This window comes from Cronbergia sp. UHCC 0137 (genome assembly GCF_034932285.1).
In the GTDB taxonomy this organism is placed as follows: Bacteria; Cyanobacteriota; Cyanobacteriia; order Cyanobacteriales; family Nostocaceae; genus Cronbergia.
Map to the genome: position 1 here is coordinate 111,121 of NZ_JAYGHC010000007.1, position 22,090 is coordinate 133,210.

The 22,090-nt window shown below is 40.5% G+C and carries 15 protein-coding genes and 1 pseudogene; 6 read left to right on the top strand and 10 right to left on the bottom strand.

The features are described 5' to 3' along the window. The first annotated feature begins 355 nt into the window (after nucleotides 1–355). The 3 genes from VB711_RS05230 to VB711_RS05240 all read left to right on the top strand — a co-directional run bounded on the left by VB711_RS05230 (nucleotide 356) and on the right by VB711_RS05240 (nucleotide 3,039). Complete coding sequence (locus VB711_RS05230) at nucleotides 356–979, top strand: 4Fe-4S single cluster domain-containing protein (protein WP_323284680.1); 624 nt, start codon at nucleotides 356–358, stop codon at nucleotides 977–979. 179 nt (nucleotides 980–1,158) lie between these two features. Continuing rightward, nucleotides 1,159–2,154: an iron ABC transporter permease gene (locus VB711_RS05235; protein WP_323284681.1), complete on the top strand. Its 996-nt coding sequence runs from the start codon at nucleotides 1,159–1,161 to the stop codon at nucleotides 2,152–2,154. 108 nt (nucleotides 2,155–2,262) lie between these two features. Continuing rightward, the gene (locus VB711_RS05240; RefSeq protein WP_323284682.1) at nucleotides 2,263–3,039 is read left to right on the top strand and encodes an ABC transporter ATP-binding protein; all 777 of its coding nucleotides are present in this window, start codon (nucleotides 2,263–2,265) and stop codon (nucleotides 3,037–3,039) included. 154 nt (nucleotides 3,040–3,193) lie between these two features. On the opposite strand, the gene modB is transcribed toward VB711_RS05240, so the two are convergent. The 4 genes and pseudogenes from modB to VB711_RS05260 all read right to left on the bottom strand — a co-directional run bounded on the left by modB (nucleotide 3,194) and on the right by VB711_RS05260 (nucleotide 9,104). Next, a complete protein-coding gene (gene modB / locus VB711_RS05245) occupies nucleotides 3,194–4,984 on the bottom strand; it encodes a molybdate ABC transporter permease subunit (protein WP_323284683.1) in 1,791 nt (596 codons plus the stop codon). 828 nt (nucleotides 4,985–5,812) lie between these two features. Further along, nucleotides 5,813–7,837: a hypothetical protein gene (locus tag VB711_RS05250; RefSeq protein ID WP_323284684.1), complete on the bottom strand. Its 2,025-nt coding sequence runs from the start codon at nucleotides 7,835–7,837 to the stop codon at nucleotides 5,813–5,815. Between the two features lie 181 nt (nucleotides 7,838–8,018). Beyond that, nucleotides 8,019–8,309 (bottom strand): annotated as a pseudogene (locus VB711_RS05255) (trans-splicing intein-formed DNA polymerase III subunit alpha N-terminal partner DnaE-N); the annotation flags it as partial. 12 nt (nucleotides 8,310–8,321) lie between these two features. Beyond that, nucleotides 8,322–9,104, bottom strand: coding sequence for an ABC transporter permease (locus VB711_RS05260; RefSeq protein ID WP_323284685.1), 783 nt, complete (start codon nucleotides 9,102–9,104; stop codon nucleotides 8,322–8,324). Between the two features lie 111 nt (nucleotides 9,105–9,215). On the opposite strand from VB711_RS05260, the gene VB711_RS05265 reads away from it, so the two are divergent. Then, nucleotides 9,216–9,839, top strand: a complete 624-nt coding sequence (locus tag VB711_RS05265) for an exopolysaccharide biosynthesis protein (RefSeq protein WP_323284686.1) — start codon at nucleotides 9,216–9,218, stop codon at nucleotides 9,837–9,839. 61 nt (nucleotides 9,840–9,900) lie between these two features. Next, nucleotides 9,901–10,413 (top strand): hypothetical protein, encoded by a 513-nt coding sequence (locus VB711_RS05270; protein ID WP_323284687.1) that lies wholly within the window; start codon nucleotides 9,901–9,903, stop codon nucleotides 10,411–10,413. Nucleotides 10,414–10,454: 41 nt separating this feature from the next. Here VB711_RS05270 and VB711_RS05275 read toward each other — a convergent pair whose 3' ends face one another. The 6 genes from VB711_RS05275 to VB711_RS05300 all read right to left on the bottom strand — a co-directional run bounded on the left by VB711_RS05275 (nucleotide 10,455) and on the right by VB711_RS05300 (nucleotide 20,275). Further along, nucleotides 10,455–11,372 carry an NAD(+) kinase gene (locus tag VB711_RS05275; protein ID WP_323284688.1) on the bottom strand — a complete coding sequence of 306 codons (918 nt, stop codon included), beginning with the start codon at nucleotides 11,370–11,372 and terminating at the stop codon, nucleotides 10,455–10,457. Nucleotides 11,373–11,494: 122 nt separating this feature from the next. Next, nucleotides 11,495–12,490: an SDR family oxidoreductase gene (locus VB711_RS05280; RefSeq protein ID WP_323284689.1), complete on the bottom strand. Its 996-nt coding sequence runs from the start codon at nucleotides 12,488–12,490 to the stop codon at nucleotides 11,495–11,497. A 412-nt stretch (nucleotides 12,491–12,902) separates the two neighbouring features. After that, entirely contained in the window at nucleotides 12,903–14,399 is a 1,497-nt protein-coding gene (locus VB711_RS05285) for an HlyD family efflux transporter periplasmic adaptor subunit (protein ID WP_323284690.1), read from the bottom strand. Between the two features lie 122 nt (nucleotides 14,400–14,521). Further along, nucleotides 14,522–14,749, bottom strand: a complete 228-nt coding sequence (locus VB711_RS05290) for a mersacidin/lichenicidin family type 2 lantibiotic (RefSeq protein WP_323284695.1) — start codon at nucleotides 14,747–14,749, stop codon at nucleotides 14,522–14,524. 190 nt (nucleotides 14,750–14,939) lie between these two features. Further along, nucleotides 14,940–17,081, bottom strand: a complete 2,142-nt coding sequence (locus tag VB711_RS05295) for a peptidase domain-containing ABC transporter (RefSeq protein WP_323284696.1) — start codon at nucleotides 17,079–17,081, stop codon at nucleotides 14,940–14,942. After that, nucleotides 17,078–20,275 (bottom strand): type 2 lanthipeptide synthetase LanM family protein, encoded by a 3,198-nt coding sequence (locus tag VB711_RS05300; RefSeq protein ID WP_323284698.1) that lies wholly within the window; start codon nucleotides 20,273–20,275, stop codon nucleotides 17,078–17,080. The genes VB711_RS05295 and VB711_RS05300 overlap by 4 nt, the downstream gene beginning before the upstream one ends. A gap of 119 nt (nucleotides 20,276–20,394) precedes the next feature. Between VB711_RS05300 and VB711_RS05305 the strand changes: the two genes are divergently transcribed. Beyond that, the gene (locus VB711_RS05305) at nucleotides 20,395–22,074 is read left to right on the top strand and encodes an iron uptake porin (protein WP_323284699.1); all 1,680 of its coding nucleotides are present in this window, start codon (nucleotides 20,395–20,397) and stop codon (nucleotides 22,072–22,074) included. Nucleotides 22,075–22,090: the final 16 nt, after the last annotated feature.

A 22,090-nucleotide genomic window follows, 5' to 3' on the forward strand; every position in this document is an offset into this window, starting at 1 on the left:
TTAAATTATAACCTTCATCAAAATTTAACAATATCGTTGTAAATATCAGGGATTGATGAAAATTGAATGATCTTCTCTGCTTAGAAAACGGTAAATAAAGGTGATTACATCCATTTTTTCATAAAATCTGCAACCGATTGAAATTCAACTTAACATTCCCTACCCTCCTCATCTGTTAAGTGTCAGTTAGAATCTAGAGATAAAGTTACTGTTGAGTGCTGTTCTGAATAGTTGTTAGATTTTCAAATCTATCAGCACTGAAGACCTGATGACACTAGCTGAAAACATTCTCTGTAGGTTCTGTACCAGCGTCAAATTAACGATTAACAGGTAAAGGTTAAAAGGAGTTAAAAATATGGAAACCAAGTCAATTAGCCCATTATTGGCAGTAGAGGAAATTCCCCCTGGACATCTCAACATCATGGGTTATGTCGATAAATCAGAAGTTAACGGGCCTGGTTGTCGTGCTGTAGTTTGGGTGCAAGGATGTCCCCGTGATTGTCCTGGTTGCTTCAATCCTGACTCCTGGACATTTGAGATTAACCAACTTATTTCCGTTGATACCCTAGCGGAAAATATTCTTAACAATCCCCACAACACTGGTGTAACTTTTTCTGGTGGTGAACCATTTTGGCAAGCGCCAGCATTAGCAACTTTAGCCCGTAAACTCAAAGCTGCTGGTTTAAATGTGATGGCTTTTACTGGTTTTACTCTAAAACAATTACAATCTGAATCTGCACCTCCTGGATCTCAAGAATTATTAGAACAATTAGATATCTTGGTAGATGGGCCTTTTGTTCAATCTCAGGCTATTAATTCTCCTACTTCTCCTGTTTCTTCCACAAATCAACGGGTTCATGTTTTAAATCCAGAATTTGCAGATCAAATTAGTTGGGCTAGTGATCAAATAGAAGTTCATGTTCTCAAAGATGGAAACCGGATTGTTACTGGTTATCAAGGTTGGTTAGAATTGACTTAATTAAAATATAATTTCCAGGCTGAAACAATCTTTTCAGCCTTTTTTTAAAGAAGTATAAAAATTTAGTGTTGATGAAACCAAGCATGAATTTAGGTGTTAATACAAAAAACCTCTCAAAATCTCATAACTCTGTGTTCTCTGTGCCTCTGTGGTTCGTTTATTTGGATTAGATTCCAATAATGTTTCTAAAGAATCGCTTTTTGTGGGCTGTTTTGTTGTTAATTACTGCTTTGGTAGTAACTTTTTTTCTATCCCTTTCTCAAGGTGCAGTTCCTTTGAATCTGGGGGAATTTTACGAAGCATTACTGCGCCAAGGTGATCCGGTAAAACAAACTATTTTGTGGGATTTGCGACTTCCTCGAATTGTGGCGGCTTTGGTTGTGGGTGCAGCCTTGGGAATGTCTGGCGCACTTTTGCAGGGAATGTTACGCAACAGTTTAGCAGATCCATTTATTTTGGGTATCTCTGCGGGTGCGGGATTGATTGTAATTTTGATGATTGTGTTGCAGATTTTCCCTTTAGCGATTCCTTTGGCGGCCTGGGTAGGGGCAATTTTGACTTCGGCTTTAGTAATTTTTTTGGGACGTGCTGGGGGAGGGATTTCTGTTGAACGGTTGATTTTAGGCGGTGTGGCGGTGAGTGCTTTATTTGGTTCTGTCCAAAGTACATTATTGTTATTAGCAGAAGATGGACAGGTGCAAATTGCTTTGAGTTGGTTGGTGGGAAGTTTGAATGGTCGGGGATGGAAAGAGGTGACGACGGCGGGACCTTATATTATTGTCGCTTTGCTAGGGGGATGTTTGTTAGCGCGATCGCTGAATGTGTTAGCTTTGGGTGATGATTTAACTGTGGGTTTAGGTGTTTCTTTAGGGCGATCGCGTTTATTAATTGGCGGTATTGCTACTTTATTAGCTGCCGGTGCTGTCAGTATTAGCGGTTTGATTGGTTTTGTCGGTTTGCTTGTTCCTCACGGTGTCCGTCTCATTGTCGGGACAGATCATCGCTTTGTTTTACCTCTGTCGGCCTTGGCTGGTGCTTGGTTGCTGATGTTTGCAGATTTACTTTCTCGACTCGGTGCAGTAGAACTACCTGTAGGTTCGGTGACGGCTTTGTTGGGTTCACCGTTATTTATTTGGTTGCTTTATCGCCGTTCTGGTAGTTTGGGTAAGTTGTAAAAGAAGCGACTGGAAGTCGCTGCTAAACAAACAAAGTCCGCCTGCGCGGACTAATGGAAAATTGAGGAATTTGAAACTCTAAACAATCAACTACTTTTAATTCCTAAAATGCCTCTAGAATTACAACATCTCACAGGTGGTTACTCAGCTTTACCAATTATCCAAAATGTTAATCTATCTTTGCAAACTGGAGAATGGTTAAGTTTGGTTGGTGCTAATGGTTCGGGTAAATCTACTTTACTCAAATTAATTAGTCGTCTGCTATCTCCCCAGCAGGGAATGGTATTATTAGATGGTAAGGAGATTCACTCCCAACCTCCTAATTTAGTTGCTCAAAAATTGGCACTTTTACCACAACAACAAACTCTTCCTGTTGGTTTAACGGTCAGGCAATTGGTTAGTTTAGGGAGAACACCCCATCAACCTTGGTGGCAATGGGAATTAACTGTTAAAGATTGGCAAAAGGTTGAGGCAGCAATTAAAAAAACCCAACTGGAAAATTATAGCGATCGCTTAGTGGAAGAACTCTCTGGTGGTGAAAGACAACGGGCTTTTTTAGCTTTGGCTTTGGCACAAGAACCCAAGGTTTTATTATTAGATGAACCGACTACTTATTTAGATATAAATTATCAATTACAATTATTAGAGTTATTAAAAAATCTCAATCAGCAGCAAGAATTAACTATAGTTACAGTTTTACATGAATTAAATTTAGCCGCCCGCTACAGTTCCCGGATTGCTTTATTAAAACAGGGTCAAATTTGGGAAGTTGGTACGCCGGAAAATGTGTTAACTTCAAATAATATTGCTCAAGTTTTTGGTGTGGAATCTGTGATTATTTCTACTCCTGTGGGTTTACAAGTTTGTGCAATTTCTTCTGTTTAATTAACCACAGAATAAAGAAATGTTATACCAAATGAAATAATTGTAGCTTGCTTCCCGTAGGGTACGCAGATGGACGCAGATAAACACAGATAAAGATCAAATATTCAATGAATTTCAGGATTTTGTGCAGCCTCACATAAAATTGGCATTACATCTACATTAACATTAACCGCAGGGAATCTAAACGTACATACCAAGGAAACGGTTGATCTGCTATATTTGTCCATTTTTCTTTATAAACTTCGGCTTGTAAGTCATAATCATGAGAATTTGTTGGTTCAGAATGTAGTTTTAAAAATAAGGTGACGCGGTGGGGTGTTTCACTTGTTCTGACTAACCAACAGGGAAAAGTATTTGTTTGCTGAGGATCTTTGGTAAAATTAATTTGATGGGCGCGAATACCAATGTGGGATAATTGTTTAGGAACTTTTTGATCAACTTGGAGAACACAACCCCAATCAGTTGCTTGTATTTTTTGAGATGACAACAAAACAGCTTTGGAAAAGTTTTTACAACCAGTTAATTGAGCTACACTAACAGAAGCAGGTTGTTGAAAAATATCATATTTAGAACCATGATGAGCAACTTTACCACCTTCTAATACTAATAAATTGGGACAAAGCCGATAAGCTTCTTCCATATTATGAGTAACGAATAAAGTCACACCTGAATAATCAGCTAAGGTTTCGGTCATTTGTTGTTCTAATTGACTGCGTAAATGTGTATCCAGGGCAGAAAATGGTTCATCTAAAAGTAATACTTCTGGTTGACTTGCTAAAGCCCTGGCTAATGCTACCCGTTGTTGTTGTCCCCCAGAAAGTTGATGTGGATAGCGATCGCCTAATCCTTGTAATTGCATAGCTATTAATTGCTGTTCTACCTGTACTTTTGCACTTCCAGCCAATCCCTTGGGTAAACCGAAAATGATATTTTCTGCTACTGTTAAATGGGGAAAAAGGGCGTAATTTTGGAATAAGAAACCTATATGGCGATCGCGGCTAGGAAGATTAATACCTTTTTCCGAATCAAATAATACCCTACCATTCAAAATAATCCGCCCTTGAGTTGGTGTTTCTATCCCCGCAATGCAACGCAAAATCATACTTTTTCCCGCCCCAGAACCTCCCAATAATCCCAAAGTTTGGTTATCGGTATTAAAGGAAATTTGCAGATGAAAGTTTGAAAGCCGTTTTTCAATATCTATGAGTAACGCAGATGTGGAAGACTCTGCAACTATGGGAATTTCTAATTTTGTTGGTTTTTCTTGTCTTGTTGTGCGTTTGTTTTTGTGCTTGAAATCTTGCCAAAAATTCGCTAAAATGATTGCTGATAGGGATATAATAACAATAGCGATCGCCCAAAACCAAGCCTCATTAATCGCCCCCGCTTCCACCGCAAAATAAATCGCCATGGGGATAGTTTGGGTTTGTCCAGGAATATTACCCGCTAACATCAAAGTCGCCCCAAATTCGCCCAATGCACGGGCAAAAGTCAAGGTCGTAGCTGCTACAATCCCAGGGAATGCTAAGGGTAAACTAATCCGCCAAAAAATTGTAGATTCCTTTGCACCCAATGTTCTAGCCACTCGCAGCAAGTTTGCGTCAATTTGGGCAAATGCTCCCAGTGCAGTTTTATACATTAATGGAAAAGAAACCACCGTAGCAGCGATCGCTGCACCATACCAAGTAAAAACAATCGACAAATCAAACCGATCCATCAATTTACCAACAGGACCATTTTTCCCAAAAAATAATAGTAATAAAAATCCCACTACTGTCGGTGGTAAAATCAAGGGTGCAACAAAAATACCCTCAATCAAAGATTTTCCCTTACCTCTATATCCCAACATCCAATAAGCAGCAGCAATACCCAAAAAGAAAGTGATAAACGTCGCTAGTAACGAGGTTTTCAATGATATCCACAGAGGTGATAAATCCTGGGGCATAGTATATTTCAAATAATTTATCCAACTTAGTTGGTATTATAGCCTTTCCCACTCTAGTTAGATACAAAATTACCCCTCCCAACCCTCCCTACGGTGTACACACAAGTTCTGTTAACATTAAATCGGCGGTTAGAAACCGCACGCTAGTTGCTTTAAGTCGGCAGAGCCGCCCAACGCACTGGCTCAACTACACAGGCAAAACCCACACTTCGGCAAGCTCAGTGACCGCCTCCGTGGATTGAAAATAAGTGGTTTTTCTTCAGTCCACGCAGGTGGACTTTGTTTGTGTAGCCGTGATTTATAATCGCCAGGGCTTGTTTTAGGTAATCAGATCACTTGTGTGTACACCGTAGCCTTGGCAAGGGGAGGATGCGCGACAGCGCGGGTGGGGTGTATTTCATGAGCTTGGGAATTGCTATATAACTTAAAAGATACATGATTGCTCAACATAGTGGTAAAATTTACGCAGATGAAGAGAACGAGTTAAGTAGGTGGGTGGGAAAATTTCAAGGTATGTCATTGCGTTCGCGTAGCGTCTCGTAGAGATGTGGAACGGAGTGGAACGTGGCAATCCCAAGGGTTTTGGGTAATTTACAGTTGGTTACATAGTTCGGTTTATTAGCGCCTACTTACTTAAATAGAGACTTTTGCAACTCACTCAAACGCTCAAAACTGGCATCTAATACCAACACCATCCCCACATTTTCTAATACAGTACGGCATAAATAAACCAACAATTTTAAATTGCTAAAAAGCCTATACTGTCTTCCTTTTGACTTTTGACTTTTGATTTCCGCCTTGCGGTACTAGTGCGGTAGTCCTAAAATTTTAAAGATCAGCGTATTTTTTTTCTATTTCTTGCATTACACTACAAAAATGTGCGTTTTCTTCATCTGTAGACAGTTCTGGTAATTTTGGATATTCAAATATGGCATAATAAGGGATAAAGTCAGGTTCTGACCATCCAGTTTTCCAAATTACTTTTTTATTCGTTAATACAATACCTTTTTTAGCATCATTCCAAAAACTACTATTTCTTAAAGCTAATATTTTCTCGTCAGATTCCATGACAGAAGCTGCGTAGCTAGATATAGCATTTGATAACTTATCTAGGGGAATATTAGGAGCAATAGAAAAGCCCTCAATATATTGCTTATTTAATTTCTGATTAAGGAAGTCAATAAATTCCTTTAGCTTAGGAGGGGTTGGCGTTTCTGTTAAAGTGTACAATCGAGACTCAAGCTGATGTAATATATTTAAATCTCTGCGTTTTTGCCCTTTGAGAAATGACCAGACAACAAAACCAGCACCAAAGGCTATTAAAGATGCTCCTCCTGTAATAACACTAATTCCGCCCAAAGCTGAAATAAGTGAAGTAATAGCGGCTGCTCCAGATAGTGTACCTGCTACACCCAAAGCAGAAGCAGCAGTCCAAGCAATGAGAACAGCACCAGCACCAGCTAAAGTTCCTGTTACTGCTGCAATTCCTAAATTTTTGAAATCTTCTCGATCCATTTGAGAAACAAGAGCAACAGATAATAGTCCAGCCGCTCCAATTAAAGCTGCTCCACCGGTAACTACTGCTAAACCTCCTAGCATTCCTAAACCGCCAGCAGCCACAGAACCTCCTCCCAAAGCCGCTAAAGTCGCTGTAGTAGCTGCTCCTCCAGTCAAACTACTAATAGCTACACCTGTTGCTGTTTCTGCTCCCAAAGCGTTGAGAACACCAGTTCCTATAGGTACAACTGTGCTACCTGCATTAGTAACAAAACGACTAACATTTTGAATTGTACCAAAGTCTTCTCTTGCTGATTCTGCATCTTTATGAAGAAACACGTTCTGAGCCAGTAAATAAACTACTTTGCTGCTATACAAAATATTAGAACTAAGGATAAATGAATTAAGTAATGGCAAAGTTTCTTGATCAGATATTTTTTTTCCATCTCGGATTTCTTTGTAAGTTAACAAATAATTTTCTTTTTCCTGAGAGCTTAACTGTTCACTATTTTCAATTAACTTCACAATAATGATGTCTACAGTAAAGGCTCTAGATTTAGCACTAGCAATTGAATAAGAACGTTTAATAGCAATGGGAATATCCGAACCAGCAATAATAGCTTCTAGTTCTTTCAGATAACCAAAATTGGGGACTGGTTCTGAAGCCCTAACGTATTGATATGTACCTCTAATTAACTTCTTTTTATCTTCAGAAACTTCCGATTTAGCTAAAGCTGATTCAATCGCTTTCTCAATTATGTTTAATTGGCAATTTTGATAGGCTATTTCATATTTTTGCTTAATCTGTTCATCTAATTCTGATGAAGCCACAAGATATTTCAACAAATCAAGAGAAGCAATATCTTCTATAACTTCGCCATCTTCAAGTAACTCATAAGTCTTTTTAGCTTTGTCTTTCGTAGCATATTTACGAATAAAATCGGCTTGGTCAATTTCTTGGTAAATTTTGTCAGCGATTCTAATTTGCGAATCGTATAATGTATGCAAAATCAAAGTAACATCATTACCTTGCAAGCCAACTTTAGAAACGGAAATTTCATCATTTTCTATGATTCTAGCAGGAATTTTTACCTGACAGGTATCTCCAGACCTTAAAGCAACTCTTTGAATGCCACCTCTTTTAGCAATTTCGTAAGGTATAAAGACGTGATATTTTTCATTTATGTTATCATTATTAGCACTAGCAATTTCTGGATATATCAAATCTTTAGTAAGATAAATCATAACACCTGAAGCCATCAGATTTAAAAACATCCGACGGTTTATATTATGGCTACCTTCTGTTACAACTGCACGTTCAAATTTTTTAACAATACCCCCAAACAAGCACCCCATAATATCTTCCCATCCTTTGATAGCTCAATAGAAAATAGATACAAGTAAGTGTAACATAGTTATTTAAGTGTGTCTATAAAACTTTTCTGTGTATCAGATTTTCCGTAAAATATATGTTAAAAATACTACTTTTGTAATTTGAATAGGATTGCTATAAAAATTTATCCGGGATTTTTTTGGATTATGCCTTCGGCAAACTGCATGAACGAAAAGCCTCGACCCAACCTTGGGTAAGTGTTTCATCAATGGGTAACATTTGTCCTTCCGTCGTCATAAATTTATGGTCTTTTGTAGCGCGAATTGTTGAACCATCATCTAAAAGATATTCAAATACTTCTTGTTGTCCTCGATTATGCCATTGCGCGATCGCTTGCGTATATGTGTTGCCATTACTACCGATCCTAAACATAATACACTCAGTATTTTTCTCTACAATTTCCCCAATAGCTAAAAAACCAAATCCTGTAACCAGAGAAAAATTCTATTAACTAGAAGCGCTCGTATAAAACCGCAACGCAAACCGCCAAAACCAAGTAGAAACCCAAAATAAGAACCCAGCTAATAATCCCGCACCTAGTAACCAACTTAATTGACCTTGACCTAACATCGCTTGAGCAGGAACCGTTGTTAAAAAGGCTACTGGTACTACAAAGGTAAAGAAAAAGCGGTAAGTGGCAGGATAGGCTACAATTGGATATCTGCCAGCTTCTAATAAACCTCGTAGCACTTCTGTAGCGTTGTATATTTTTACAAACCAAATGCTCGTCGAGCCTAGCATAAACCACAGGCTGTAAAGAATTACTAAACCGCAAGCCAAGGGTAGTACACCAAGGAGATAGTTGTATATTTCAAAACCGAGACGTTGACCTGCATAGCCAATGATCAGACAGCCAAAGATTAAATCTGGTATTCCCCAAGGGGAAAGGGTGTGAGTTGATAGCCAAAACTGACTGCGGATAGGTTTTAATAATACAAAGTCTAAAGTACCTTCCTGGACATGACGGACTATGCGATTTAAGTTAGGGGCAAGAAATGTGGCTGCGTAGCCTTGGAGTAAGGTAAAAATTCCGACAACAATTAATGCTGCTTCCCATGACCAGCCAGCAAAGTTGTAATCTTTACGGTAAAATAGGTATAGACCAAAAATGCTACCCGCTAAATTACCTAAGCTGGTTAGGGCTGCTAATATAAAATTAACACGATACTCCAATTCCGCAGCGATCGCTGTAGTCCAAAATAATCCTAACAACTTTAAATACCTTCGCATATTTATTCACCCCGATACAGCGTAAATATAACTTTATCCAAATTTAATCTAATTTCCCATGCAGGAAAATTGTAGAGGGTTAGAATGTTGAATGCAACTTGTTGAGTATTTATGGCCAAACTGTCTAGCGAATTACAACGTTATTTTTTTGAAGAAGAACGCCCTTTAACAGTAACTCTAGCAGATATTTTACTGTTAGCTGAGGAACGGATTTTTGGATTTTTACTGGTGATTCTCTCCCTCCCCTCCGCTTTACCAGTCCCCGCACCTGGTTACTCAACTCCCTTTGGTGTACTGATTTTTTTGTTGGCCATACAGTTAATTGCAGGTGCAAAAACCCCGTGGCTACCTCAGAAAATGGTAAATCATCCCCTTAAACTCTCTACAGTCCAGGGATTCCTGAAAGCGGGTCTACCTTGGTTAAGACGGATTGAAGCCATTGCTAAACCACGTTTAAGCTATATCTGCACTACTTTACCAGGAAGAGTGACTTTGGGGATAGCGATCGCTCTCATGGCAATTTCCATGATGATTCCTATTCCCGGAACTAACACCCTCCCAGCAATGGGTATTTTCGTCACCGCTTTTGGTTTATCAGAAGATGATGGTGCGATTAGTTTAGGTGGTTTAGTTATGTGTTTAATGGGAGCAATTTTAACTACCTCAATTCTTTTAGCTTTATTGTGGGGTGGTTCAAGTCTGCTAGATGTCATCAAAACTTGGTTAGGACGGTAGAAAATTCAAGATCCTTCTAAAGGAGAATGAACAAATAAAAGCAAAGATTGATAATATTTCTATGAATATCAACCTCTATTTATTTCTGGAAAATCTCCTTTTTTTACTCCTATCCACAGCCTTTTTTGTGATTGTAGCTTGGGGATGGAAAAGCGCCAAACCCTACTCTCTACCAGAACCTTTACCTGGGTGGTTTAAATTCTGGTTTGGGGGAGTGCAATTTTTAGGAATACTCTTACCACTGGTATTCATGGTTTTTTGGGGTGTGAAGTGGGGTTATACTCCAGCGTTAAGTGTTTTAACTTGGTTCTTTGTGATGATCGGCTTTCAAATATTAGGAGAAAGTCTAGCTTTAAGACAATTCCATAACGTTGTTTGGGTAATGATTCCTTATTTATATGTACCTTACCGTCTCTGGCAATTGTATGAAGGTTTGACTTTTGTAAGTGCAGAAACCGATTTTTTCTCAGTCCGCAATTTGTTAATTTTACAAATAATTGTGTGGTTGATCAACTATTGTTTAGATTTATCTCAATTACCAAGGTTACTACGTTGGGAAATTAAAGAAGATTAATTTACTGATTTCTCCAAAATCTTCTTTAAATATCTAGGCAATCACGGTATTTCCACAGAATTAGGTTTGGCAATATGTGGTAGACCCCAACCCAATTTCTCCCGTAAAACACGGAAAAACTCTGGTGATTGTAGACGGATGAATTTGGCACTGTAGAGCGATCGCTCTAAATATACCCGATCATCTGGCAAAACATAACAGCCGCCATTACCATCTACCACCATTACTAACCGGGGTATATTAACGGGGTAAATATTAATCGGTTCACTATCAGGAAACACCAAAGCCCTAGAAGCTAGAGAATGGGGACAAATAGGGACTAATTGTAATATTGGTACACCAGGAGTCACCACTGGACCACCGGCACTTAATGAATAGGCTGTTGAACCCGTCGGTGTAGAAACTATCACACCATCGGCGGCAATATCCACTGCTGCATGATGGCCAATAGCTATTTCAAAATGGCACATCGAGGTTAACGGTTCTCGATGTAACACCATTTCGTTTAAGCATAAGGCCTCCCACAGCACCGACTCACCCCGCAAAACTTTGACGGTGAGCATAGCCCGTTCTTCAATTTGATAATCATCAGCCATGGCCTGTTCCATTGCTTGGGGCAATTGGTTCAGGTAAGTTTCCGTCAAAAATCCCATGTGACCAGTATTTACAGTCAACATAGGGATACCACAGGGAGCAACCAAACGCGACGCTGCTAAAACAGTGCCGTCTCCCCCTAGTACCACCGCAAATTTCATTTCCGAATCAAAACCAGGTGGTGTTAAACCTTCTATTGGCGTGTGACAGACAGGGCTTCCCGGATTGGAATAGCCCAAAATGCCACCAATACTTGCTGTAACACACACATCCCAACCAGCCGAGGTTAGCTGATCTTTTAGTTCGATAGCGACACGACCCGCTACCGGCTTAATGTCGTTGTATATAATGCCTGCTTTCGGCACACTCAAGATCCAGTTTTAGGCGATGCTTTAGATTTACTTAATGGTGACACATTTTTGGCTCATGTAGTCATTTATGTGAAATTTATCCACAAAGATTTTAGCCTTCTGGAGAAAAACCCCTTCTAACTATTGACCTTTGAAGACTGTTTCATGGGACTTTTTTTATTTTTCTGCTTTTTGTTCTTAGCTTTGTCGTAGTCTAACTCCTTGAGCTTTTTCATAATCCGTCCGAAGTATTCTTGCAAGTAGCTTTCTAGGGTGGTGGTTTGTTCTTGCTCTAGTCCAAAAACCGTATAAACTTGCTCCATGGAAGCATTTAACGGTTTACCACTAGCTACGACTTCTGTAAAGGCTAGTCTATCGGCAACATTCCAACCCCACTGAAAGAAACGCAGGAAGCCTTGGACGGCACGTAGTAAGTTGATTGGCATCCGTGTGATTTTTGCCTCTTTTCCAGAGAGACGCTCACACAGATTAATGATTTCTTCGGCACTCCAAGCGCGAGTTCCCACTAAGGGGTAAGCTTGATTTTGAGTTTCTGGAACATTTAAAGCCCGCACAGCAAATTTAGCAATGTCTAAAGTATCCATGTAGGCAACGGGGGAAGATGCACCTGTCACCCAAACCGGTTGATTTTCTAAAATGGGTATACCGTATTGACCAATTAACCCTTGTAAAAAGCCAGCTAGACGTAAAATAGTGTAATTTAAACCAGATTCTGCTAAATAGAGTTCTGTACAGCGTTTAATTTCCATTAGCGGTACATCTTGATACTTTTCGGCATCTAAGATCGAAAAGAAAATAAAACGCTCTACACCTGCTGCTTTTGCTGCTTGAATCAATGCTACTTTCCCATCCCAGTCCACTTGCTTAATAGTCAGTGAATCTGTAGGACGAGAGGTGGCAGCATCAATGATTGCGGTTACACCTGTTAATGCTTCTGTTAGGGTTTCAGGTTTACACAAGTCTCCCCGCACCAGTTCAGCACCCCATTCTTTGAGAAAAGCAGCCCTTTTGGTACTTCTAACCAAACAGCGTACTTTATATCCCTCGTCAATTGCCCGACGAGCCACTTGTCTTCCTAAGGTGCCAGTGGCACCGACTATTAATAATGTCATGGGGGTCGAAATAAATCTTTATGTCTTATGAGAAGAATCTTAACAGAATTATCTAAATAAACAAAAGTTTACATTTATTTTATAAATCTGGGGGCAGCGGTATGGCTACACTCACCGACCGGGGGCAGGGAAAAGAGGCAATTTTTGGCAATTGTGTTCAACATTATGCCTGATTTCTGACACATAGTCAGCTTGATCAGATTTAGATTTTGCATTTGCTTATCTCAACGAAATTGCCTAGTTTTGGGCTTTTGGAATCCCATATTAGTGCGGTGCGTCAGATAGAGGAAGTCTGTTAGATGCTCAATTATCGGGTCTGACGTGGTTGGTGAGCTTGCCGAACCACACCCTACAAGAGATAAAATCCATCATCCCTATTTAATAGATTCTGTCAATGCGTAAGTGCTAATCTCTATAAATCAGTTATTAATCTAGCTTTTCTCAGCAAAAATCTGAGTATAGTCTCTTCTTTCGAGATAATATCGGCTGTTACTTCCATCCCGGCTTGAATTGGATACTTGTAACTAGATTTTTCTAAATAAAGTTTCTCCGGTTCAATAGTCACTTCATAGTAAGGTGCTACTGAAGAAATCAGATGGTTTTGCGGTATAGCGTCAGCACTTATTTTTCTGACAGCACCTTTAATATGCCCATAATCTGGATAAGGATAGGCATAAAATCGCAAATGTACTTTTCCTGTTTGACAATTGACAACTTTTATGGTATCGCAAACTAGAACTTTACCAATATCGGCAGTAGAAACACGGGCTTTAATAATTAAAGGGGCATGACTAGGGGAAATTTGAGCGATCGCACTTCCAGAATTTACCACCTGTCCGGGATTTCGCAATTCCAACTTCAAAATAGTACCTGTTTCTGAGGCACGAATTATAGTCTTTTTCAGTTCCCCAGAGATTTGCTTGAGTTCTTGCTGAATATTGTTAACTTGATCTTGAATGCCAATTCGTCCTTGAAGTAAACCTTCTCTTTCTTGCTGTAACCTAGCTAGATTACTGCCAGCCGCAGCCCGTTCAGAAGCAATTTTCTCCTGAGCAATGGAGATGAAAGCATCATGGGGATTGAGGACAGAAACAGCTTTTGTGCGTCTAGCTTGTGCTGCTGTCAAAGCTTGATGTTTTTGTAGAATTACTTGATTTTGAGCCTCTAAGGTGGCTTTTTGCGACTCTACAACCTGTTCTTGTTGAGTAACTAATAGTTCCGCTTCTTCTAGTTGATTTTGGGAAATTGAACCAGATTCAGCAATGGCTTGATAGCGATCGCGCTTGACAATTGCCGTCTTTAATGCTGCCTGGGAACTTCTCACATTAGCTTGTGCCGATTTTAACTCTGCTTCTCCTTGCCGTAATTCATTCCCAGCAATTTTGATATTAGCTTCTGCCTCTAGCCATTCACTACTAACAGCAATTTTTTTGTCCTGATAATCCCGTTGAGTACGATTCAGTTCAGCCGTAGCTGAAGCCACAACACGATTCCAACGTTCAGTTTCCGTGGCAATTTGTCTTTCTATTGCCCGAATTTGAGCATCTATTTGGGATAGTTGGAGTTGAAGTGTCTGAATATTGCCTTGAAGTTGAGTTTTTTTAGTTTGCAGTGGGGTGTCATCAATTATCGCTATAGTTTCTCCCTGTTGTACAAATTGATTTTCTGTAACAGAGATATTTTTGACACTTCCAGCCATCGAAGCCTCAACTATGCGTAACTCACCAACAGGACGAACAGTAGCAGGTGCTTTGACTTTCTGAGCATATCGAGTCAACGCCCCAATAGTGAAAACAACACCAAACACACCCACCAAAAAAAATCCTCCTAACCTTGTCCAGATAGTAATACTAGGTAAATATTCATCAGATTTGGCAATGGGAAGAAAAACTGGGCTGGTATTGTTCATAAGGATAGCAGGAGGCAGGGGGCAGGAGTCAGGAAAGTAGAGGTATAGCAAAATACACCTCTACTAGAAAATTGATGATTGGAAGAGGTCTAATTTTCCCTTTCCCTCTTCATACTCTTCAATTAGAGACTAAGTTCTCCAAATTCGCCAAATACGGGTTTGCACGCAATTACTGGTGTGTGGAGAGGATTACCACAAGTTGTACATCCACCAGAAACAGATGACATATCCTCGTCGCTTAATTCAATCAACCCTGCTGGGTTTGCTGGTAGTTCTTGCTGCTGTTCAACGCTGAGACTGTGACGATATTCTTCGTCTTTCCAAGCCCGAACGATATCTACATTAGACATAATATACCTCTATTTGGTAAAAATTGACAGTGAAAAATGCTGCGTGTTCCCTAGCAGAAGCCGATATAACTTCCGAGGGAAACCGCAGTTTAACCAGTATTATTGATGACAATTGCATCAATATAATAATAATCATTCTCGTATTTATAGTCAAGAAATTAATCAACTAGCTTTATTCTCTGCCAGCAACTTAGGTTAAAAATTCTGAGTGATTACCCGGAAGTTTGAGCAGGTCTGAGAGTGTACCTTGTAGCTGAAGTTGTCCTGCTTCTAGCAGCACAATCCAATCTGCCCGTTGAATTACTCTGGGACGATGACTAATGAGGATAGTAGTTTTACCTTGACGATAGGCCAACAACTGATCTAACACTAGAGATTCACTGATGGGGTCTAGACCAGCAGTAGATTCATCTAAAATTAAAATGGGTGGATTAGTAATAATACCCCTAGCGATCGCTAATCGTTGTCGCTGACCACCAGAAAGATTAGCGCCAAACTCACCCAAAATGGTTTGATACTTTTCTGGTAACTTGCTAATAAAACCATCTGCATCTGCTACTTGACAGGCTATAACCACTTGCTCAAAACTAATTTGGGGATTACCAAGACATAAATTATCTAAAATAGAACGACTCCAGAAATGAGCATCTTGAGGAACTAAAACCATCTGTTGACGTAAGCAAGTAGGGGCGATGTCTTGGAGGTTGTAGTGGTGAATGCGAATATTCCCAGATTGGGGACTGTACAACCCAGCCAGAAGTTTAGCGAGGGTACTCTTACCACAGCCAGATTTACCAATTACCGCAATCACTTTTCCTCCGGGTAGGGTCAGGGAGAAATCGCGCAACAAATCGACTCGACCGGCATGATGAAAATTCAGATGGCTGCAAATTATATCCCCATTGTCAGGAATATTCACAACAGGTCTTTGATTCACCTCTGGAAATTCTGGGGTAGAGTTAATGACCTCATTTAAACGCTCAGTGGCAGCTTGGGCGCGGGTAAATTCAGTAACAAAAGTAACAACCGTATTAACTAAAGTCAAGATATTGGCATTTAAACTATTAAAAGCTAATAATTGTCCAATACTGAGTTCTCCGGTAATAACTAAGGTACTGCCAAACCACAGCAATAGCATTCCTCCAGCAGTAGCTATCCAACTAGAAAAAATATTGTTTGTAATAACGATTTGCACCGTGCGAAACATCAAATTTGCTTGCCGACCATAGCGGGTTTGAAATTCTTGCCACAATTCCGGGGCAGCGTTGGTAGTTTTGACAACTAATGCACCTTTGAAGGTTTCTACTAAGATGCCTTGATTTTCTGCGGCCAACCCCAAGACACTACGGATTTTTTGCTGTAATGTCGGTAAAAAAACTACAGTCACCAACGGCATCAACAAAGCAATTAATAGTGAGGAGAGAGTCAACTTAGTGCTATAAAATAGCATGAGACTTAAAGAAGCGATCGCTATTAATAATTGACTGGGTAAAGTCACACCAACCTGGGAAATCAATTGATTAATCGTTTGAATATCCCGTAATCTACTTACAACCTCACCACTGCGACGGGACTCATAATAAGACAAGGGCAAATGTAAAATTGTCCTACCAAATTCCAGGACTAGATCTAATTCCAGACGATGGGCAAAATGTGCCACCAAGTTTCCTTGTATCCATTGCAAAGAACTACTCATCACACTCATCGCCAGTATTCCCAAGGTAATCCCTGTGAGTAATTGGGTATCTCCCCGTACTAACACATCATCCGTGAGTAGTTGAATCAGAAACGGCGACAGTAGAGAAATTAAGCCCACCACAAAATTAAGTAATAAAGCTTCAGCTAAAATGTGGCGGTAGTTAAACAAACGCTGTAGAAAACGTTTAAATCCTCCCACCCGATGTCGATCATCTGGTTGGGCTAGAAAGTCAGGACGTGGTTCTAGCAGCAACATCACGCCATTAACCCAGCCAGCTAACAGCGCCTCCTTATTTAAATAACGCACACCAACCAGAGGGTCAGCAACAATATATTTTTTACCTTTGCGGCCATATAAAACTGTCCAGTGGTTGCCCTTCCAGTGAATAATAGCTGGTAGAGGTATTTGTTGGTGATTCACTAATTCTAAAGTTGCCTTTACGCCCCGCGCTTGGAAGCCTAACACCTGCGCCCCCTGTTTAAGGTTGAGCAGAGTTGTTCCCAAATGTCCAGTTCCAGCCGCTTCACGGGTGTGGTTAATAGTAAAAATCTGCCCGTAGAATTTCGAGATTGTAGCTAAACAAGCAGGGCCACAGTCTTCTTCATTGTGTTGTAAAACTACAGGATATTTCATGGGCGTGGCGGTTCTAGAAGTAAAATAGAGGGAACAAGGTCAGGATATGCCAGACGCAAACATCCATAACCAATACCAGCTAACCCTGTCATCAATCCTGGAGTTTCCATGCCCAGAGGGACACCACAACGAAAGGAATCCTGGTGGATATCATCTAATATCTTAGTAGCTATTGTCGAGGTATACGCAGAGATATCTGGCTGGTGGAGAATCTCACTGGCAACTAACAACAAGTCGATGTTACCTAAATCTCCATGACATAGACATTGATTATCACCAAATCCTTGATTGATTGTAGTTTGGATGGCGGTAGCAATTTCTGTTTGGATAGTGGATTCATTCCAGTATTTTAAAACCCGCAAACGTCCTAAACCAATACCAGGCGCACCGTGACACCAAGCGGTCATGCAAGCGTTTTGTGTCTCACTCAACCGTAAATCCAACCAGTTACCAACGGAGGGGGAAAAGCGACTGCGTTCGTAGTAAATCGCCCCAATTGCCGCCAGGGAAAATTCCTCTTTTCCTGTTACTGCGGCTAATTCCCACAGTACGGACGCAAAACCCGCCGCCCCATGTGCAAATCCTGTTAGGGGTTGTTGTCCACCAGATAGGGACATCCAGCCCAGTCCAGGATTGATAATTTTGGCTTTTTTCAGGAGATGTTGACCACACTGAGTAGCTACATCCAGAATCACATCCGCCGGAAAAACTTGGTATAAACTCAGCAAACTAGCAATACAACCTGCTGCACCTGCGATGATATCCAACTGTTCATCTTGGTCAATTAACGGGGGAATTTTCGCAATTAAGGCAACTGCATCGGCAATTAAATCAGGGCGATGCCATAGTTTTCCCAGATGGGTTAGGGTGTAAATTATGCCGCCCCAGCCACTAAAGCCACCAATAAATTTGATTGAGGCTGAATCTCTGATGATTTGTTGTTTGAGGGTTGTGAGGGCAGTTTGTGCTAGATGGGTGTAAGTCGAATTTTTGGTTACTGCCCCCAAATAAGCTAAAAATAAAGTTACTCCTGGTACACCTGCATATAAATCTGTACCCATTGGGGCTAGTGTCCATTGATGATGGGTGGTGAGAGTTAAACCCATCCAGTTAACCGATGTACCGTTATTGTGAGCAAGTAATTCTAAACGCTGGGCAATGATATGGGCTGTTTCTAGTAGTTGGGTTTGTATATTTGATGTTGGGGGTGTAATGAATATCTTGCTAGATGGTGGTTTGAGTTGGACTTTGTGTATATCTGTGTTATTACCCATTTCTAGGGTAGCTAAAGCCGCTTTAATAAACCATTGTTGACGTTGTAAATCTTCTATGCTCAAATGCTGGAGTCGCTGGTGAACTAATTCCATCCCTGATTGGGCAAAGAAATTAGGTAAATGTAGGTCAGTGTTTTGACTCCATAGGTCACGGGTGTGGGGATAGGTTGTGAATAAAGGAATATCACCTTGCCAAAGTGCTTGAGATTCGGAGTGAATAATTTGGCTGAGGATAGGGCGATTCTGCACATCTACCCATAGTTTATCAAATAAGCGATCGCGCTCTAGTCCATCTCGTAGAACATCAGGATGATAGCTTTCTCGCAGTAGCAAGGCATAGGTTCGACTGGGACGCATCACCACACGCACCTCATCTTCAGCAAACCGAGCTAAAATATCCACTAATTCCCGGCGATGCTGTAACAAAATCAGGTAAACTCCAGAATATCCCTCTGTGATAGCTTTTGTATATTCTTGTACATTTACTTCTTTGTCATTTAGCTGGGGGCGATTATGGCTACCTGCTAACACTACTTGTTGACGCACAACTTGCATAGTATCTGTGCCTATCTGAGCTAGTTTGGGAACGCGCTCTGGTGTCAATTGTCCGGCTGCACCACCTAAACCACTTAAATCTATTCCGGCTGATTCCGTATTTCCCCAGACCAATTGAGGTAATAAACCTACTCGCAAGACAGAATTAGCCATCATCTCTCTATCTAATCGGTCTGCGGCTGTTGCTGTCAATTCATCACTGCGGGGGTGAAATAAAGACTCTAAATCAATTAAAATCGGATGTTCTCCAACCGCAATCAGGTTTTCAAAGTGAAAGTCTGTAGCCGATAAAGTGGATAATAAAGACAAGTAACCACCTTGACGCTGATAAAATCTCTCAACTTCATCTGGAGATTTACATTCTTGGGGACTAACAAATTCCACCCAACCATAATCACCACGATTGATTACCTGTAAGGTTTTAAAGGCAGGATAAGCGCCTTTTTGATTTAACCACAGCAGTAGTTCTTGAAAATGTCCCTCTACCGCTAATGATCTAGGTTTATAAACTATTTGCCAACCACTGGTAAATTTGAGGATCAATACAGACCTGCCACCATTGTGTCTATCACCTACTCCCCTGTGAATTTTCACTAGCTGGCCGGGGTTTGTTGACGGATTAAATTGGCTACATAAGACCTGCCAATCATTACATAGACGCTGGAGAAACTCCTTGCTAGTTTTCACCCAGCGATTAATTTCCGCCATGACTTGACGTGCTAAAACCGGGTATTCTTGCCACAGTTTCCGCCGCATTTCTGAACTTTGCAGACGTTGAATAAAATTGAAAAATCGCTCTTCGGCATTATCACCTTTTAACAATCCTTGCAACCGTGCCACATTCAGTTCTAATACAAGGGTGGAATTAAGCATTAATAATAGTTGTTCTGGTAGTCCAGCCAATAATATCTTGTCAATATTCCCAAGATCAAAAGGTGCTTCTAAGTGATAAATAGCTCTAATATCTGCCCTGAGTCTGATCATACCTTGATCTATCAACGGCGCGATCGCTTTTAAAAAACCAAGCTGAGGATACTGAGATAAGCTGTCATTAGATAACAGGCTTGTCATATCTTCATCCCCTAATTGATCAAAGGCTTGCTCAATTTCTTTTGCCCAATTCAAGGGTATTCCCGTAACTGTTTGGCCTAGCAGAATGCACAGTTCAGACTCAGTAATTCCATCTGTTGTTAATCTTTGGGTAAAAAGAGCATCATCTGTAAACGGAGATTGTTCTCGCCAACGCTGGAGTCGTCGCAGTCCCAAATCTAGGTCATATTCTGGAGTTTCCGACATCAGCGCCATTCTTTCTGTTAATGACATTCCACGATACCAGGCTGAATTTTGCCAGTTGAGTTGCTTCATTTTTCCGTAACTTCCACTTTACATAACTTTCTGAGTATGATAATTATTATCAAAGCATAAAGCAGATAGAAACGCGCAAAGTTTCTAGTCAAGGGTGTATATATTTCAGTGAGGTTGTGATGTTAAAAGGTTTATGGAAGATGCTGTTAGCAGCACCAATAGTGATCATTTCTCCCTTCATATCGGCTAATAGTTCTTCAGCACAAGTAACCTCTGTATCTCAGTTAGCTGATGTACAGCCGACAGATTGGGCTTTTGGTGCTTTGCAATCTTTGGTGGAGCGGTACGGTTGTATTGCTGGCTATCCCAATGGTATATTTAGGGGCGATCGCTCTATGAATCGCTATGAGTTTGCAGCCGGCTTAAATGCTTGTTTAGATAGAGTCAATGAGCTAATTGCTACAGCTACGGCTGAGATGCTGCAAAAGGAAGATTTAGCTACCCTCCAACGGCTACAAGCCGAATTTACAGCAGAACTGGCAACTTTACGGGGAAGAATAGATGTAGTAGAAAACCGGACAGCAATTGTAGAAAATCAGCAGTTTTCCACAACTACAAAGCTTTCTGGTGAAGCAATTTTGGCCGTAACTGATGTTTTAAGTGGGGATAGCGATCCCTTTGGAGTTGGAGTACCTCGAAATAGCACTATTTTAGCTAACAGAGTCCGTCTTAACTTAATCAGTAGCTTTACAGGAAAAGACGAGCTAAAAATTAGACTGCAAGCTGGTAGCACTCCTCACCCCCAAAGGGCTGGCGGTTTTCGGTATGGTGCAGATCCCGTATTAGCTCAATTAGGAAGTAGACAAACAACACCGGAAGGTGGACAAACATTTAACCAAGAGTTTCCCGATAATGCAGGTAGTGTAGAATTAGGAACTGTTAGTTATAAGTTTCCCGTAGGTAATAAATTACGGGCGGCTGTGTTTGCAAACCGGGGTGAACACGTAGACTATTTACCAAATGTGTTTAGTACAATTGGTGACGAAGATGGCGGTTCCGGTTCACTTTCTACCTTTGCTCAATATAGCCCGATTTATCGTATTGTTTCACAAGGTGCGGGTTTAGGGTTAAATTATGAATTGAGTCCGGCTGTTAATTTGAGTTTAGGTTATTTAGCCCCAAATGCCAGTAGTCCAGAAAATTTAACTCCCGATAGCGGCAATGGTACAACAGCCGGAGGTTTATTTAATGGTCGTTATTCAGCTTTGGCGCAATTAAGTATCCAACCGACAAAAAATTTAGCTTTCGGGTTCACTTACGTCAACGCTTATACCGCAGGAACACCCACTTTTCTTAACGATGTGGGGACAATTTCGGCAAATTCTCCCAGTTTAATTTCCGATAATTCCCGACGAACGATAAATTCCTATGGTGTGGCGGGATTGTGGCGAGTTTCTCCCAAATTTGCTATTAATAGTTGGTTTATGTATACTAATCAACAAGGTAGATCAACGGGGACAGATAATGAGAACGCAGATGTTTATAGTTATGCGATCGCTCTAGCGTTTCCAGATTTGGGTAAACAAGGTAATCTAGGAGGTATCGTGGCAGGTGTTCCTCCCCATGCTACTCGTTCTGGTGTTATTCCTCTATATAGACCATTTTTTGGTGGTACAAGTGATTTAATCAGCAGTATTCCTAATCGTGCCACCCCCATACATCTAGAGGCTTTTTATAAGTATAAATTAAACAATCATATCTCAATTACACCGGGGGTTATTTGGCTAGTAGCTCCTAATCAAACCAGTAATAATCCAGATGTGGTGATTGGCACAATTCGGACTACTTTTACATTCTAAGCACTCCAGTCAAGGA

Bases quoted from the DNA above. Each gene is read 5' to 3' on its own strand.
- VB711_RS05230 (WP_323284680.1), top strand. From the start codon at position 356: ATGGAAACCAAGTCAATTAGCCCATTATTGGCAGTAGAGGAAATTCCC.
- VB711_RS05235 (WP_323284681.1), top strand. From the start codon at position 1,159: ATGTTTCTAAAGAATCGCTTTTTGTGGGCTGTTTTGTTGTTAATTACT.
- VB711_RS05240 (WP_323284682.1), top strand. From the start codon at position 2,263: ATGCCTCTAGAATTACAACATCTCACAGGTGGTTACTCAGCTTTACCA.
- modB (WP_323284683.1), bottom strand. From the start codon at position 4,984: ATGCCCCAGGATTTATCACCTCTGTGGATATCATTGAAAACCTCGTTA.
- VB711_RS05250 (WP_323284684.1), bottom strand. From the start codon at position 7,837: ATGGGGTGCTTGTTTGGGGGTATTGTTAAAAAATTTGAACGTGCAGTT.
- VB711_RS05260 (WP_323284685.1), bottom strand. From the start codon at position 9,104: ATGCGAAGGTATTTAAAGTTGTTAGGATTATTTTGGACTACAGCGATC.
- VB711_RS05265 (WP_323284686.1), top strand. From the start codon at position 9,216: ATGGCCAAACTGTCTAGCGAATTACAACGTTATTTTTTTGAAGAAGAA.
- VB711_RS05270 (WP_323284687.1), top strand. From the start codon at position 9,901: ATGAATATCAACCTCTATTTATTTCTGGAAAATCTCCTTTTTTTACTC.
- VB711_RS05280 (WP_323284689.1), bottom strand. From the start codon at position 12,490: ATGACATTATTAATAGTCGGTGCCACTGGCACCTTAGGAAGACAAGTG.
- VB711_RS05285 (WP_323284690.1), bottom strand. From the start codon at position 14,399: ATGAACAATACCAGCCCAGTTTTTCTTCCCATTGCCAAATCTGATGAA.
- VB711_RS05290 (WP_323284695.1), bottom strand. From the start codon at position 14,749: ATGTCTAATGTAGATATCGTTCGGGCTTGGAAAGACGAAGAATATCGT.
- VB711_RS05295 (WP_323284696.1), bottom strand. From the start codon at position 17,081: ATGAAATATCCTGTAGTTTTACAACACAATGAAGAAGACTGTGGCCCT.
- VB711_RS05300 (WP_323284698.1), bottom strand. From the start codon at position 20,275: ATGAAGCAACTCAACTGGCAAAATTCAGCCTGGTATCGTGGAATGTCA.
- VB711_RS05305 (WP_323284699.1), top strand. From the start codon at position 20,395: ATGTTAAAAGGTTTATGGAAGATGCTGTTAGCAGCACCAATAGTGATC.